At 72.2% G+C, this 13,706-nt stretch carries 14 protein-coding genes; 10 read left to right on the forward strand and 4 right to left on the reverse strand.

The genetic code is table 11. From position 1 onward, the window contains the following. The first annotated feature begins 3 nt into the window (after positions 1–3). Both BJ998_RS28610 and BJ998_RS28615 read left to right on the forward strand, forming a co-directional pair. A complete protein-coding gene (locus tag BJ998_RS28610; protein WP_184866458.1) occupies positions 4–648 on the forward strand; it encodes a DUF3710 domain-containing protein in 645 nt (214 codons plus the stop codon). Beyond that, positions 648–1,484 (forward strand): aminoglycoside phosphotransferase family protein, encoded by an 837-nt coding sequence (locus BJ998_RS28615; RefSeq protein ID WP_184866459.1) that lies wholly within the window; start codon positions 648–650, stop codon positions 1,482–1,484. Before BJ998_RS28610 ends, BJ998_RS28615 begins: the two co-directional genes overlap by 1 nt. On the opposite strand, the gene BJ998_RS28620 is transcribed toward BJ998_RS28615, so the two are convergent. Next, positions 1,456–2,169: an alpha/beta fold hydrolase gene (locus BJ998_RS28620; protein WP_184866460.1), complete on the reverse strand. Its 714-nt coding sequence runs from the start codon at positions 2,167–2,169 to the stop codon at positions 1,456–1,458. The genes BJ998_RS28615 and BJ998_RS28620 overlap by 29 nt on opposite strands. A gap of 107 nt (positions 2,170–2,276) precedes the next feature. Here BJ998_RS28620 and BJ998_RS28625 point away from each other — a divergent pair, with 107 nt between their 5' ends. Then, on the forward strand, positions 2,277–2,654 hold the full coding sequence (locus BJ998_RS28625; protein ID WP_043723480.1) for an OB-fold nucleic acid binding domain-containing protein: 378 nt from the start codon (positions 2,277–2,279) through the stop codon (positions 2,652–2,654). Next, positions 2,651–3,388, forward strand: coding sequence for a DUF3159 domain-containing protein (locus BJ998_RS28630; RefSeq protein ID WP_184866461.1), 738 nt, complete (start codon positions 2,651–2,653; stop codon positions 3,386–3,388). The genes BJ998_RS28625 and BJ998_RS28630 overlap by 4 nt, the downstream gene beginning before the upstream one ends. Before the next feature lie 55 nt (positions 3,389–3,443). Here BJ998_RS28630 and BJ998_RS28635 read toward each other — a convergent pair whose 3' ends face one another. Beyond that, the gene (locus BJ998_RS28635; RefSeq protein ID WP_184866462.1) at positions 3,444–4,103 is read right to left on the reverse strand and encodes a potassium channel family protein; all 660 of its coding nucleotides are present in this window, start codon (positions 4,101–4,103) and stop codon (positions 3,444–3,446) included. Next, the gene (locus BJ998_RS28640) at positions 4,103–4,768 is read right to left on the reverse strand and encodes a potassium channel family protein (RefSeq protein ID WP_184866463.1); all 666 of its coding nucleotides are present in this window, start codon (positions 4,766–4,768) and stop codon (positions 4,103–4,105) included. Before BJ998_RS28640 ends, BJ998_RS28635 begins: the two co-directional genes overlap by 1 nt. Before the next feature lie 152 nt (positions 4,769–4,920). Here BJ998_RS28640 and BJ998_RS28645 point away from each other — a divergent pair, with 152 nt between their 5' ends. From BJ998_RS28645 to BJ998_RS28670, 6 genes are all read left to right on the forward strand, one after another. Beyond that, positions 4,921–6,936 carry an APC family permease gene (locus tag BJ998_RS28645; protein WP_184866464.1) on the forward strand — a complete coding sequence of 672 codons (2,016 nt, stop codon included), beginning with the start codon at positions 4,921–4,923 and terminating at the stop codon, positions 6,934–6,936. Then, a complete protein-coding gene (locus tag BJ998_RS28650) occupies positions 6,933–8,120 on the forward strand; it encodes a class I SAM-dependent RNA methyltransferase (protein WP_184866465.1) in 1,188 nt (395 codons plus the stop codon). The genes BJ998_RS28645 and BJ998_RS28650 overlap by 4 nt, the downstream gene beginning before the upstream one ends. A 277-nt stretch (positions 8,121–8,397) precedes the next feature. Continuing rightward, a complete protein-coding gene (dxs, locus tag BJ998_RS28655; protein WP_184866466.1) occupies positions 8,398–10,332 on the forward strand; it encodes a 1-deoxy-D-xylulose-5-phosphate synthase in 1,935 nt (644 codons plus the stop codon). Positions 10,333–10,446: 114 nt separating this feature from the next. Then, positions 10,447–11,166, forward strand: coding sequence for a response regulator transcription factor (locus BJ998_RS28660; protein ID WP_184866467.1), 720 nt, complete (start codon positions 10,447–10,449; stop codon positions 11,164–11,166). 1 nt (position 11,167) lies between these two features. Then, on the forward strand, positions 11,168–12,304 hold the full coding sequence (locus tag BJ998_RS28665; RefSeq protein ID WP_184866468.1) for a sensor histidine kinase: 1,137 nt from the start codon (positions 11,168–11,170) through the stop codon (positions 12,302–12,304). Positions 12,305–12,503: 199 nt separating this feature from the next. After that, positions 12,504–13,337, forward strand: a complete 834-nt coding sequence (locus tag BJ998_RS28670; protein ID WP_184866469.1) for an aldo/keto reductase — start codon at positions 12,504–12,506, stop codon at positions 13,335–13,337. On the opposite strand, the gene BJ998_RS28675 is transcribed toward BJ998_RS28670, so the two are convergent. Then, the gene (locus BJ998_RS28675; protein WP_184866470.1) at positions 13,334–13,705 is read right to left on the reverse strand and encodes a hypothetical protein; all 372 of its coding nucleotides are present in this window, start codon (positions 13,703–13,705) and stop codon (positions 13,334–13,336) included. The two genes, BJ998_RS28670 and BJ998_RS28675, sit on opposite strands and share 4 nt — an antisense overlap. Position 13,706: the final 1 nt, after the last annotated feature.

A 13,706-nucleotide genomic window follows, 5' to 3' on the forward strand; every position in this document is an offset into this window, starting at 1 on the left:
GGAATGTTCGGCAAGCGCGGCAAGCGTGGGCGGCACCACGTCAGCAAGGACAGTGGCCGCCTGGGGGTGCCGAACTACGACGTCGTCGACGAGCCCGTCGAGGAAGGTCAGCTGACCTCCGGGCCGTACGACGAGGAGGACGCGCCCGAGGACGGCCTGTCCCGCCTGGACCTCGGTTCCGTGCGGGTGCCCGTGCCCGAGGGGGCGCAGCTGCAGGTCGAGGTCGACCCGTCCGGGCCGGTCCGGGCCGTGCACCTGGTGACGCCGATCGGGCAGATCACCGTCAGCGCGTACGCCGCGCCCCGCAGCGGCGAGCTGTGGCCGGAGATCTGCGAGGAGCTGGTCACCCAGCTGCGGGCCGACGGGGCCCGGGTGATCAAGGAGGCCGGCCAGTGGGGGACCGAGCTCGCCGCCACCGCGAACAACGTCGTGCTGCGCTTCATCGGCGTCGACGGGCCGCGGTGGATGCTGCGTGGCGTCGTCGCCGGGCCCGGTGAGCACAACGTGATGGCCTCCGAGCTGCTGCGCAACGTCGTCCGTGACACCGTCGTCGTCCGCGGCGCCGCGCCCCAGCCCGTGCGCACCCCGCTGCCCGTCGAGCTGCCGCCGGCCATCGCCCAGCACATTCAGGCCCAGCAGCAGGGCTGATGCTCTCCGCCACGACCGTCGACCGGTTGCGGGCACGCTTCGGGCCGGACGCCCAGTCCTGGCTGGACGGCGTGCCCGCCCTGGTCTCGCGGCTGGCGTCCCGGTGGGGCCTGGAGATCGTCGCCAAGATGACCGGCGGCACCTCGGTGACGTTGCGCTGCCGCCGTTCCGACGGCAGCGGCGCCTACCTCAAGCTCACCCCCGACGCCGGGGTCTTCGCCGAGGAGGCCGCCGCCCTGCGGGCGTGGGCCGACTGCCCCGCCGTCGTCTCGCTGCTCGACGCCGCCGACGACGACAACGCTCTGCTCATCGAGGCCTTGGAGCCCGGCACCCCGCTCACCGACTGGCGTCCCGCCGTGTCGGTGCTGGCTCAACTCCGTGACGTGCCGCCTGTTGCCGGTTTCGCGACCGTCGCCGACCGCGTCGACTTCATGTTCGGCCTCGCCGCCCGCCGCAATCCCGGCCTGCCCGCCGCTCTGCTGGACGCCTCCCACGCCGCCGCCCGCCGCCTCGCCGACACCGGCACCGTCGTCCGCCTCGTGCACGGCGACCTCCACCCAGCCAACGTCCTCACCAGCGCCCGCGGCGCCGTCGCCATCGACCCCCGCCCCAGCCTCGGCGACCCCGACCTCGACGTCGTCGACTGGGCCTTCCTCGACGTCTCCACCACCTCCCAGCTGCACTCCCGCATCGCCGCCCTCCACGTGCTGGACGAGGACCGCGCCTACGAGTGGAGCCGGGCTCTGGCCGTGCTCATGCTGATGTCCCACGTGCGGCGTGGCGTCGAGGACGCCAGCACCGCCCTGTTCAGGCAGCTGGCGGAGAGCCTCGCCTGACCACCGATGCCTGCCAGGCCGCCACGGCGGCGCGGCCGAGGGCGGAGCGGTCGGCGCCGAAGTCGGCGAAGGACAGGGAGCGGAGTTCGGCGCCGGGGATGGTGGCGGTCCACTGGGCGGCGACGGTCGCCGGATGGAGCGGATCGTCGTGCACGGCGACGACGCCGACGGGAATGTCCAACGACGCGAGTTGGGCCAGCGCGGGGGCGGGGCGGTCGGCGGCGGCGAGCAGGGAGTCGACGAGACCGGGGCCGTGGCGGCGCCAGGCCCGGTCGAGTTCGGCGGCGAGCCAGGGGGAGACGTCGGCGGCCGCGAGGGTGGCGTCGAGGCCGTCACGGCGGACGGCGCCGGCTGAGAACCGGGCGGCGACGGCGGCCGGGCAGTCGCCGGGGGCGCCGTGCCAGGCGGGCATGGCGAGCAGCAGGCCGGCGCAGCGGGAGGGGTGTGCGCAAGCCCACTCGGCGGCCAGGTGGGCGCCGAAGGAGATGCCGCCGGCGAGCACGGGACCGTGCGACGCGTACGCGGAGTCGAGGGCGAGCAGGTGCCGAAGGCCCAGATCGGGACCCGGGACCGGTTCCGGAGCGACGAGCGTCACCCCGGCGGCGGCCAGCGGGGCGGCGAAGACCGAACGGATGAAAACGTCATCCGATCCGGTTCCGGGCAGCAGGACGGCCGTGTCGGTCACATCGGCAGATCTTGCCGGTTCGGAGGCGGTTCTCGAAGCCCCGACGCGGCTACCCTGGCTTGTGAACGGCCCGGCGTGGGGGCCACAAGGCGCATGGGAGCGCGACGATGGCGAGCACAAGGGGCGGCTACTGGAACCGTCTCGTACGCCGACTGACCAGCGACGTCACCGAGTTGGACGCCGACGACCTGTCGCGCGAGGTCGACGCCGTCGGTGCGCAGCGGGCGTGCGACTGCCGGTCCGGCGAGGAGGTCACCGTGCTCGGCCGGCTGCGCAGCGTCGAGCTGTGCCCCAGGGACGCGGCGGCGACCCTGGAGGCCGAGCTGTACGACGGCACCGAGGGCGTGACGCTAGTCTGGCTGGGCCGGCGCCGCATCGCGGGCATCGAGCCGGGGCGCACCATCAAGGCCCGGGGTCGGATCGCGGTCCGCGACGGCCGCAAGGTGCTCTACAACCCCTACTACGAGTTGCAGACGACTTCATGAGCGAAAAGCCAGCCCCGGCCGCGGAGTCGGTCACCGCCGAGAAGCCCGCCGCCGACGGTCCGGCCGAGACCGAGGACGAGCAGCGCAAGCCGATGCCGACCCTGCTCGAGCAGATGGGCGGCATCAGCGGCCTGATCTACTCGTCGGTGCCGATCGTGGTCTTCGTGCTGGTCAACTATCTCTTCGAGTGGCAGGCCGCGCTGTGGGCGGCGGTCGGCGTCGCGGTGGCGATCGCCGTGGCCCGGCTGATCCGCCGCGAGCCCATCCAGCCCGCGATCTCCGGCCTGTTCGGCATCGCCGTCGCCGCGTTCATCACCATCCGCACGGGCTCGGCCAAGGGCTTCTTCGCCTTCGGGATCTGGAGCAGCCTGGTCTACTGCGGCGCGTTCCTGATCTCGGCGCTGGTCCGCTGGCCGCTGGCCGGCGTGATCTGGTCGACGCTGAACAACACCGGCTTCAAGTGGCGCGCGGACCGCACCGCCCGCCTCTACTACGACATCGCCACCCTGGTCTGGATTCTGGTGTTCGGGTCCAAGTTCGTGGTCCAGCAGTGGCTGTACGACCAGGACAACGTCGGCCTGCTCGGCCTGGCCCGGATCGCGATGGGCTATCCGCTCACGGCGATCGCCATCGCCGTCACGGTGTGGGCCGTGCGCAAGGCCGACAAGCGCCTGGCCCAGCTGGCCGCCGACGAGCAGCCCGAGCCGACGACCCGGCAAGAGCCGGCCGCCTGAGACACGCATCGGCCCCCGCCTCCCGGAAGCTCGGGAGGCGGGGGCCGACGACTGCTCAGCTCAGGCCGAGCGCGGTCCTGATCTCGTGCTCGACGTCGGCCGAGGCCACGAACAGCAGCTCGTCGCCCTGCTCGAACGGGTCGTCCGCCTGCGGCACGATGACCCGCCCGCCGCGCAGGATGGTCACCAGCGCCGCGTCCTTGGGCAGCGCCAGCTGGCCGACGGCCTGGCCGGCCAGCGAGGTGTCGTGCGGCAGCGTGATCTCCACCAGGTTGGCCTGGCCCTGCCGCAGCGTCATCAGCCGCACCAGGTCGCCGACGCTGACGGCCTCCTCGACCATGGCGGCCAGCATGCGCGGCGTGGACACGGCCACGTCCACGCCCCAGGCCTCGGTGAACAGCCACTCGTTGGTCGGGTCGTTGACCCGGGCCACCACGCGGCGCACCGCGAACTCGGTCTTGGCCAGCAGCGACACCACCAGGTTGACCTTGTCGTCGCCGGTGGCGGCGATGACCACGTCGCACATCTGCAGGCCGGCGTCCTCCAGCGAGGACAGTTCGCACGCGTCGGCGTGCACCCACTCGGCCTGCTCGACGGTGCTGGGTTCGAAGTGCGCCTGGTCCCGCTCGATCAGCATGACCTGGTGGTTGCTGCCGAGCAGCTCCTGGGCGATGGACCGGCCGACGGCGCCGGCGCCCGCGATCGCGATCCGCATCAGTGGCTCTCCTCGGGTGCCTGGCCCGCCGCCGCGGTGACCTCGGTGATGGTGCCGGACAGGGCGGCGACGTAGATCTCGTCGTCGGCCTGCACGACGGTGCTCGGCTCGGGCAGCACGCCGGTGCCGAAGCGCATGATGAACGCCACCCGGCAGCCGACGGTCTCCTGCAGCTCGGCGATCTTGCGGCCGACCCAGCCCTCGTGCACCGGCAGCTGCAGCACCGCGACGGTGCCGGACGGGTCCCGCCACGCCGCGGCCTGGCCCTCGGGCACCAGCATGCGCAGGAAGCGGTCGGTGGCCCATGGCACGGTGGCCACGGTGGGGATGCCCAGCCGCTCGTAGACGGCCGCCCGCTTGGGGTCGTAGATCCGCGCGACGACGTGCTGCACGCCGAACGTCTCACGGGCCACCCGGGCGGCGATGATGTTGGAGTTGTCCCCGCTTGAGACGGCCGCCAGCGCGCCGGCCCGCTCGATGCCGGCGGCCACCAGGACCTGCCGGTCGAACCCGTTGCCCACGACCTGCTGGCCGTGGAAATCACTGCCCAGCCTGCGGAAGGCCTGGCCGTTCTTGTCGATGACGGCGACCTGGTTGCCGAGGCGCTCCAGCGCCTTGGCCAGTGACGCCCCCACCCGGCCGCAGCCCATGACCACCACGTGCACGAATCGTCCTCCTCCGCGATGCGGCTGCACGGTACCTGGCGGCGGTGGCGGCGAAACCCCGCAACCCCCCAATGCACCAATGGACCGGTTTGTTCCCCAACCTACCGACGACTGCTCCGAAGTGGTGACGGCCTCGCCTACGCTGTGCCGTTGTGTCCAAGCTTGCGACCGCGGCCAAACGGCTCGTCCTCGGCCGACCCTTCCGCAGTGACCGTCTGGCGCACACGCTGCTGCCGAAGCGGATCGCCCTGCCGGTGTTCGCGTCCGACGCGCTGTCCTCGGTGGCGTACGCCCCGGAGGAGATCTTCCTGACGCTGAGCGTGGCCGGCCTGTCGGCCTACGGCTTCGCGCCCTGGATCGGCGTCGTGGTGGCCCTGGTCATGCTGGTCGTGGTCGCCTCGTACCGGCAGAACGTGCACGCCTACCCCAGCGGCGGCGGCGACTACGAGGTGGCCACCACCAACCTCGGCCGCTACTTCGGGCTCACGGTGGCCAGCGCGCTGCTGGTGGACTACATCCTCACGGTCGCGGTGTCCACCGCCTCCGGCATCGCCAACATCGGCTCGGCGCTGCCGTTCGTCGGCGAGCACAAGGTGCTGTTCTGTCTGCTGGTGATCGGCCTGCTGACGGCGATGAACCTGCGCGGCATCCGCGAGTCGGGGGCCGCGTTCGCCATCCCGACCTACGGCTTCATGATCGGCGTCATCGGCATGGTGCTGTGGGGCGTCGTGCGTGCGCTGTCCGGCGCCGACCTGCGGGCCGAGAGCGCCGGCTTCCAGCTGCACGCCGAGACCTCGATGACCGGCATCGCGTTCGCCTTCCTGATCCTGCGCTCGTTCTCCTCCGGCTGCGCGGCGCTGACCGGCGTCGAGGCGATCAGCAACGGCGTGCCGGCCTTCCGCAAGCCGAAGTCCCGCAACGCGGCGACCACGCTGCTGATGATGGGCCTGGTCGCGGTGGTGATGCTGATCGGCATCATCAGCCTGGCCATCCTCACCAAGGTCAACTTCGCCGACGACCCGGCGTCGCAGCTGATCGGCGCGCCCCCCAACTACCAGCAGAAGACGATCCTGGCTCAGATCGCGGCGGCGGTGTTCAGCAACTTCCCGCCGGCCTTCTACTACATCTCCTTCGTCACCGGCATCATCCTGGTGCTGGCCGCCAACACCGCGTTCAACGGCTTCCCGGTGCTCGGCTCGATCCTGGCCCAGGACCGCTACCTGCCGCGCCAGCTGCACACCCGCGGCGACCGGCTGGCCTTCAGCAACGGCATCATCTTCCTGGCCGCGCTCGCGGTGGTCCTGATCATCGCGTTCGACGCCGAGGTCACCCGGCTGATCCAGCTGTACATCGTGGGCGTGTTCGTGTCGTTCACGTGCAGCCAGGCCGGCATGATCCGGCACTGGAACCGGCTGCTGGCCACCGAGGAGGACAAGGCGGTGCGGCGCCGGATGCGGCGGTCGCAGACCATCAACACCATCGGCCTGGTCTGCACCGGCGCCGTGCTGATCGTCGTGCTGATCACGAAGTTCGCCGCCGGCGCGTGGATCGCCATCGCCGCGATGGCCGCGATCTTCGCCCTGATGACCGCCATCCGGAAGCACTACGACACGGTGGCCGCCGAGCTGAGGATGGCTCAGGCCGAGCGGGACAACGCGGTCATGCCGTCCCGCAACCACGCCATCGTGCTGGTCTCCAAGCTGCACCTGCCGACGCTGCGGGCGCTGTCCTACGCCAAGGCCACCCGGCCGGACATCCTGGAGGCGGTCACCGTCAACGTGGACGACGCCGACACCCGCGACCTGGTCGCCGAGTGGGACCGGCACGCGTTCAAGACGCCGCTGAAGGTCATCGAGTCGCCCTACCGGGAGATCACCAAGCCGGTGCTGGACTACGTGAAGCGGGTCCGCACCGACAACCCGCGGGACGTGGTGACGGTGTTCCTGCCCGAGTACGTGGTCGGCCACTGGTGGGAGCAGCTGCTGCACAACCAGAGCGCGCTGCGGCTCAAGGGCCGGCTGCTGTTCCAGCCGGGCGTGATGGTGACCAGCGTGCCGTGGCAACTGGCGTCGGCCAACCGGCGCTCGGAGGCCGACCGCGTGGTCACCCCCGGCCAGATCCGCCGTGGCCTGGACACCCCCGTCGAGCGCAGGAAGACACGCACGTGACGCAAACTCAGCCCTGGACCGGTCGCCGCCTCGAGGTCGAGGTCGGCCCCGTCGCCCACGGCGGCCACTGCGTCGCCCGCGCCGACGGCCGGGTGGTGTTCGTCCGGCACGCGCTGCCGGGGGAGCGGGTCGTCGTCGAGGTCACCGAGGACAAGGGCGGCTCGTTCTGCCGGGCCGACGCCGTCGAGGTGCTCGAACCGTCGCCGGACCGGGTGGAGCCGCCGTGCCCGCTGGCCCGTCCCGGCGGCTGCGGCGGCTGCGACTGGCAGCACGCGTCGGGTGAGGCGCAGCGGTCGTTGAAGGCGGCGGTCGTCGCCGAGCAGCTCCGCCGGCTGGCCGGTCTCGACGTGGACGTCGAGGTGGAGGCGTTGCCGGGCGGCCTGGGCGAGTGGCGGACCCGGCTGCGGATGGTCGTCGACGGCAAGGGGCGGGCCGGCTTCCGGGCGCACCGCAGACACAAGGTCGTGCCCGTGCGGCGGTGCACCATCGCCGCGCCGGATCTCGTCGAGGACGTGGCCGCGCAGCACTGGACGCGCGGGGCGGAGCTCGACCTGACCGCCGACTCGATGGGCCGGATGCACATCGTGGAGCGTCCGCAACGGGGCCGGCCGCGCGTGGTCGCCGGTGACGGTGTCGCCGTGGAGCGGGCCGGCGGCCGGGAATGGCACGTCGACGCGCACGGCTTCTGGCAGGTCCACCCCGAGGCCGCCGACCTGTACGCCGAGATCGTCGGCGAGTGGGCGCAGGCGCCGGTCGGCGGCACCGCCTGGGACCTCTACGGCGGCGCCGGCCTGTTCGCCTCCGTGCTGGCCGAGCAGGTCGGGCCGGACGGCTCGGTGCTGGTGGTGGAGTCCTCCCGTGGGGCGGTGGCCGACGGCCGGGCCAACCTCGCCGACCAGCCGCAGGTGCGGTTCAAGGCCGGGCTGGTGGAGGAGACCGCCCTGGCTGGTCGACCGGACGTCGTCGTGCTCGACCCGCCCCGCAAGGGCGCCGGCAAGGCCGTGGTCGACGCCATCGCCTCGCACGAGCCCGCCCGGGTGGTGTACGTCGCCTGCGACCCCGCCGCGCTGGCCCGTGACGTCGCCGGCTTCGCCGAGCACGGCTATCGGCTGGAGCGGCTCCGGGCGTTCGACGCGTTCCCGATGACGCACCACGTGGAGTGCATCGCCCTGCTCAGCCGCTGAGCCGGCCGTGAGCAATGACTCAACCATGTGGTGATCCTGTGCAGGCCGCCAACCTCCCGGCACACCGAGCGTCTTCCTGACCAGGGGCTCGACCGGCCGGTGGAGGCGCCGGCTCCGCTGGACGGGCGAGCGACCCCGGTGGTGACGGTACGTTCCGTCACCACCTCGACAGGTGAAATCCCAAGATCTCCGTAGACTGACATGCGCCGCCGCGGCGGCGACGTTCCGCAGGACACGGCGAGGATATTGACCCCGGCGCCAAAGGCGAGGTGAAGCGGTGACGCTGCTGGAATCCGTGCACGGACCCACTGATGTGAAGCGGATGGAGCAGGGGGAGCTGGAGCAGCTCGCGTCCGAGATCCGGTCCTTCCTGGTGGAGAAGGTGGCCCGTTCGGGCGGACACCTCGGCCCCAACCTGGGCATCGTGGAGCTGACGCTCGCGCTGCACCGGGTGTTCGACTCACCCAGCGACGCGCTGCTCTACGACGTCGGGCACCAGTGCTACGTGCACAAGATCATCACGGGTCGGACCGAGGGCTTCGACCTGCTCAAGCAGACCGGCGGCGTGTCCGGCTACCCGAACCGGGCCGAGAGCGCCCACGACTTCATCGAGAACAGCCACGCCTCGACCGCGCTGTCCTACGCCGACGGCATGGCCAAGGCGTTCCAGCTGGCCGGCAGCCGCCGGCACGTGGTCGCCGTCGTCGGTGACGGCGCGCTCACCGGCGGCATGTGCTGGGAGGCGCTGAACAACATCGCCGCCGACCAGACCCGGCCGGTGGTCATCGTCGTCAACGACAACGGCCGCTCCTACTCGCCGACCATCGGCGGCTTCGCCGACCACCTCGCGTCGCTGCGCCTGCAGCCCGGCTACGAGCGGGCCCTGGAGAGCGGCAAGCGCACCCTGCAGCGCACCCCCGTCGTCGGCCCCGCCGTCTACGCCGCGCTGCACGCCGCCAAGCGCGGCATCAAGGACGCGCTGGCCCCGCAGGCCATGTTCGAGGACCTCGGCCTGAAGTACCTCGGCCCGGTCGACGGCCACGACCTCGTCGCGCTGGAGGCCGCGCTGCGCCGGGCCAAGGCGTTCAACGGGCCGGTCATCGTGCACGCCGTCACCCGCAAGGGCAACGGCTACGCGCCGGCCGAGAACGACCCCGCCGACCAGATGCACCAGACCGGCGCGATCGACCCGGTCACCGGCAAGCCGCTCGGCCCGAAGGCGACGTCGTGGACGTCCATCTTCTCCGAGGAGCTGATCAGAGCCGGCGCCGAGCGCAAGGACGTCGTCGCCATCACCGCCGCCATGCTCGGCCCGACCGGCCTGGACAAGTTCGCCAAGGCCTACCCGGACCGGTGCTTCGACGTGGGCATCGCCGAGCAGCACGCGCTGACCTCGGCCGCCGGCATGGCGATGGCCGGGCTGCACCCGGTCGTGGCGATCTACTCGACCTTCCTCAACCGGGCCTTCGACCAGTTGCTGATGGACGTCGCGCTGCACCGCCAGGCCGTCACGCTCGTGCTGGACCGGGCGGGCATCACCGGCTCCGACGGCCCCAGCCACAACGGCATGTGGGACCTGTCCATCCTCGGCATCATCCCCGGCATCCGGGTCGCCGCGCCCCGTGACGCCGTCACCCTGCGCGAGGAGTTCCGGGAGTCGCTGGAGATCGAGGACGGGCCGTCCGCGCTGCGCTTCTCCAAGGGCGCGGTGGTCGAGCACGTGCCGGCGCTGGAGCGCGTGGGCACGGTCGACGTGCTCAGCAAGCCGGCCGGGTCCGCCGGCTCCGACGTGCTGCTCGTCGCCGTCGGCGCCTTCGGCGAGCTGGGCGTCGCCGCCGCGCAGCGGCTGGCCGACCAGGGCATCGGCGTCACCGTGGTGGACCCGCGCTGGCTGCTGCCGGTGCCGGCCGAGCTGGTCGAGATGGCCGCCGACCACCGGCTCGTGGTCACCGTCGAGGACAACGGCCGGCACGGCGGCTTCGGCTGGGCGCTGGCCGCCGCGCTCCGCGACGCCGGCATCGACGTGCCGATGCGCGACCTGGCCGTGCCGCAGCAGTTCCTGGAGCACGGGTCCCGGTCCGAGGTGCTGGCCCAGGTCGGGCTGACCGCCCAGGACGTGGCCCGGCGGGTCACCGAGTGGGTGGCCGGCCGGATCGGCGAGCCCGCGCCGGCGCAGGCCGACGTGCCCGCCGAGGAGCGCAAGCACGGCTGATCTCCGACCGCCGGGGGACCCGCGTCCTCCGGCGGGCCACCGGCCGACCTCGACCCGCCTCGAACCGCACCTCCCGCCGCTCCCCTGCCCGCCCGGCTGTGGCACGGTGGAGAGGTGCGGATCCTGGTAGTCGAGGATGAACAGCCGTTGGCCGAGGCGATCGCCCGGGGCCTGCGGCGTGAGGGTATGGCCGTGGACGTCGCCTTCGACGGCGAGTCCGGCCACGAGAAGGTCACCGTCACCCGGTACGACGTGGTCGTGCTCGACCGCGACCTGCCGAAGATGTCGGGCGACGAGCTGTGCCAGGAGATCGTGCGGTCGGGCGCGCTGACGCGGGTGATCATGCTCACCGCGAGCTCGGCGATCGAGGACCGGGTCGAGGGCCTGTCGCTGGGCGCCGACGACTACCTGGCCAAGCCGTTCGCGTTCGCCGAGCTGGTGGCCCGGGTGCGGGCGCTGGCCCGGCGGGCGACGCCCGCGACGCCGCCGGTGCTGGTCGCTGCCGACGTCGAGCTGGACCCGGCCAAGCGGACCGTCACCCGGTCCGGGCAGCTGGTAGACCTGACCCGCAAGGAGTTCGGCGTCCTTGAGGTCCTGATGGCCGCCGGCGGGACCGTGGTCAGCAGCGAGGAGCTGCTGGAGCGGGTGTGGGACGAGAACGCCGACCCGTTCACCACGACCGTCCGGGTCACCGTGATGACGCTGCGCAAGAAGCTCGGGGAGCCGGGCATCATCGAGACCGTCGTCGGCTCCGGCTACCGTGTGCCTGCCGCCGGCCGGGCCGCCGGGCCGGCACTGGACTCGGCTTCGGGAGCCCGACCTGCTGAAAGTTGATGTGCCCCGGCGGCGTGGTCCGGGGCTGAGGCTGCGCATCACCTCGGTCGCCGTCGGCATCGTCGCCGCCGTCAGCGCGCTGCTGCTGTGGCTGGGCTGGCTGCTCGTCGGTCTCGTCGTGCGCGGCGCCGTGCCGCAGATGCCGGCCAACAGCAAGATCGTCGTCGACGGCGTCGCCGTCGAGGCATCCCAGCTCGGGGACGTGCTCGAACAGCACGCCCGGGCCCAGGTCCTCGGCGCCGGCGTCATCGCCTTCGTGCTGCTGCTCGTCGCCGCCGCCGTGCTGGCGTGGACCTTCACCGGCCGGGCTTTGCGCCCGCTGCACGAGGTCACCGCCACCGCGCGGCGGTTGTCGGCCGAGTCGCTGGGGGAGCGCATCGCCCTCAACGGCCCTGACGACGAGGTCGCCGAGCTCGCCGACACCTTCGACGCCATGCTCGACCGCCTGCAGGGCGCCTTCGACGCTCAGCGCCGGTTCGTCGCCAACGCCAGCCACGAGCTGCGGACCCCGCTCGCCGTCATCCGCACCGAGCTCGACGTCACCCTCTCCGACGACAAGGCCGACGTCGAGGAGCTTCGCCGGATGGCCGACGTCGTCGGCACCGCCGCCCTCCGGGCCGAGCAACTCGTCGAGGCCCTGCTGCTGCTCGCCCGTACCGACGGCATCGGCCTCGCCGTGCACGAGCCCGTCGACCTCGCCGCCGTCGTCGCCTCCGCCTGGCGCTCCGCCGGCCGCGAGGCCGCCGCCCGCGGCGTTCGCGCCACCTTCGCCACCGCGCCCGCCCCCACCGTCGGCGACCCGGCGTTGTTGGAACGCGTCGCCGGCAACCTGCTGGAGAACGCCGTCCGCCACAACGTCGACGGCGGCTGGATCGAGGTCACCACCGACAGCGGTCCCGAGTGGACCCAGCTCCGGGTGAGTTCCAGCGGCCAGCTCATCGCCCCCGAGCTGGTGGCCGAGCTCTTCGAGCCGTTCCGTCGCGGCGGCGTCGACCGCACTGCCCGCACCGGCACCGGCCTGGGCCTGTCCATCGTCCGGGCGGCGGTCATCGCCCACGGCGGCGCCGTGCACGCCGAGGCCGTCCCCGGCGGCGGACTGGCGGTCACCGTCCGCCTCCCCAGCGGCCGCGGCAACTGACCCCGGCGAGTCCCGCCTAGCGTCACACCGAATGCGTGAATCCGCTTCACGCATTCGGTGTGACGCTGAGCGGGACTCACCGGGGTTGGCTCCCGAGTTGCGAGGGTGAGAGGTGGCTCTCATGGTGGAAGAGCCGCCGCCGTCCGTGGCGTTGCGGACAGTGACCGTGAATCGAGAAAGTGCGAGGGAAGCGTCTCCTATGCCTTTGGTTCCCACCATCAAGCTGAACAACGGCGTCGAGATCCCGCAGCTGGGGTTCGGGGTGTTCCAGGTGCCCGACGCGGAGACGACGGAGGCTGTCACGTCGGCGCTGGAGGCCGGGTACCGCAGCATCGACACCGCGGCGGCCTACGGCAACGAGCGGGGCGTCGGCGAGGCCATCAAGGCGTCGGGTCTCCCGCGTGACGAGCTGTTCGTCACGACCAAGCTGTGGAACTCGGCGCAGGGCTACGACAGCACGCTGCGCGCCTTCGACGAGAGCATGGCGCAGCTGGGCCTGGAGCAGCTGGACCTGTACCTGATCCACTGGCCGGTGCCGAAGGCGGACAAGTTCGTCGAGACGTGGAAGGCCTTCGAGAAGCTGCACGCGGACGGCCGGATCCGCGCGATCGGCGTGTCGAACTTCCAGCCGACGCACCTGCGCCGGCTGCTGGACGAGGGCCTGACGGTGCCGGCGGTCAACCAGATCGAGCTGCACCCCGCCCTCCAGCAGGCGACGCTGCGCGCCTTCCACACCGAGCACGGCATCGCCACCGAGGCCTGGAGCCCGCTGGCCCAGGGCGAGGTGCTCGACGCCCCGGAGATCACGAAGATCGCCGCCAAGCACGGCAAGTCGCCGGCCCAGGTGGTCCTGCGCTGGCACCTGCAGCTGGGCAACGTGGTCATCCCGAAGTCGGTGACGCCCAAGCGGATCCGCGAGAACATCGACGTCTTCGACTTCGAGCTGGACGGCGACGACCTCAACGCGATCGTCGGCCTGGAGCGCGGCCACCGCACCGGCCCGGACCCCGACACGTTCAACGCCGGCGCCTAGGGCCAGCCGTATCCGCCTGACGTCGTCGGCGTCGGGGACTTCGCGGCGAGCCTCGTGCAGGCGGCCTTGGCCTGCTCCTGCAACCAGTCCGGCGGCACCGCGCCGCCGGACTGGTGCTGGCGGGCCTGTTCGATCAACGCCTGCAGCGCCTCGTACTGGTCGCCGTCCAGGCCCATCTCCTGGTAGTCCAGCCCGGTGTCCTTGGCGTTGCCGAGAATGTCCTTGGTCCAGTACACGAGCTGGTTGGTGCACACGGCGACGGGGTCCACTGTGGACGTTGTCGTCGGGGCGGGCGGCGTCGCCGGGCCGCCGGAACAGCCGGCGGCCGCGAACGCGACCGCGGCGACGAGGAGCAGGCGTCTGGCCACG

This window comes from Kutzneria kofuensis (genome assembly GCF_014203355.1).
GTDB lineage: Bacteria > Actinomycetota > Actinomycetes > Mycobacteriales > Pseudonocardiaceae > Kutzneria > Kutzneria kofuensis.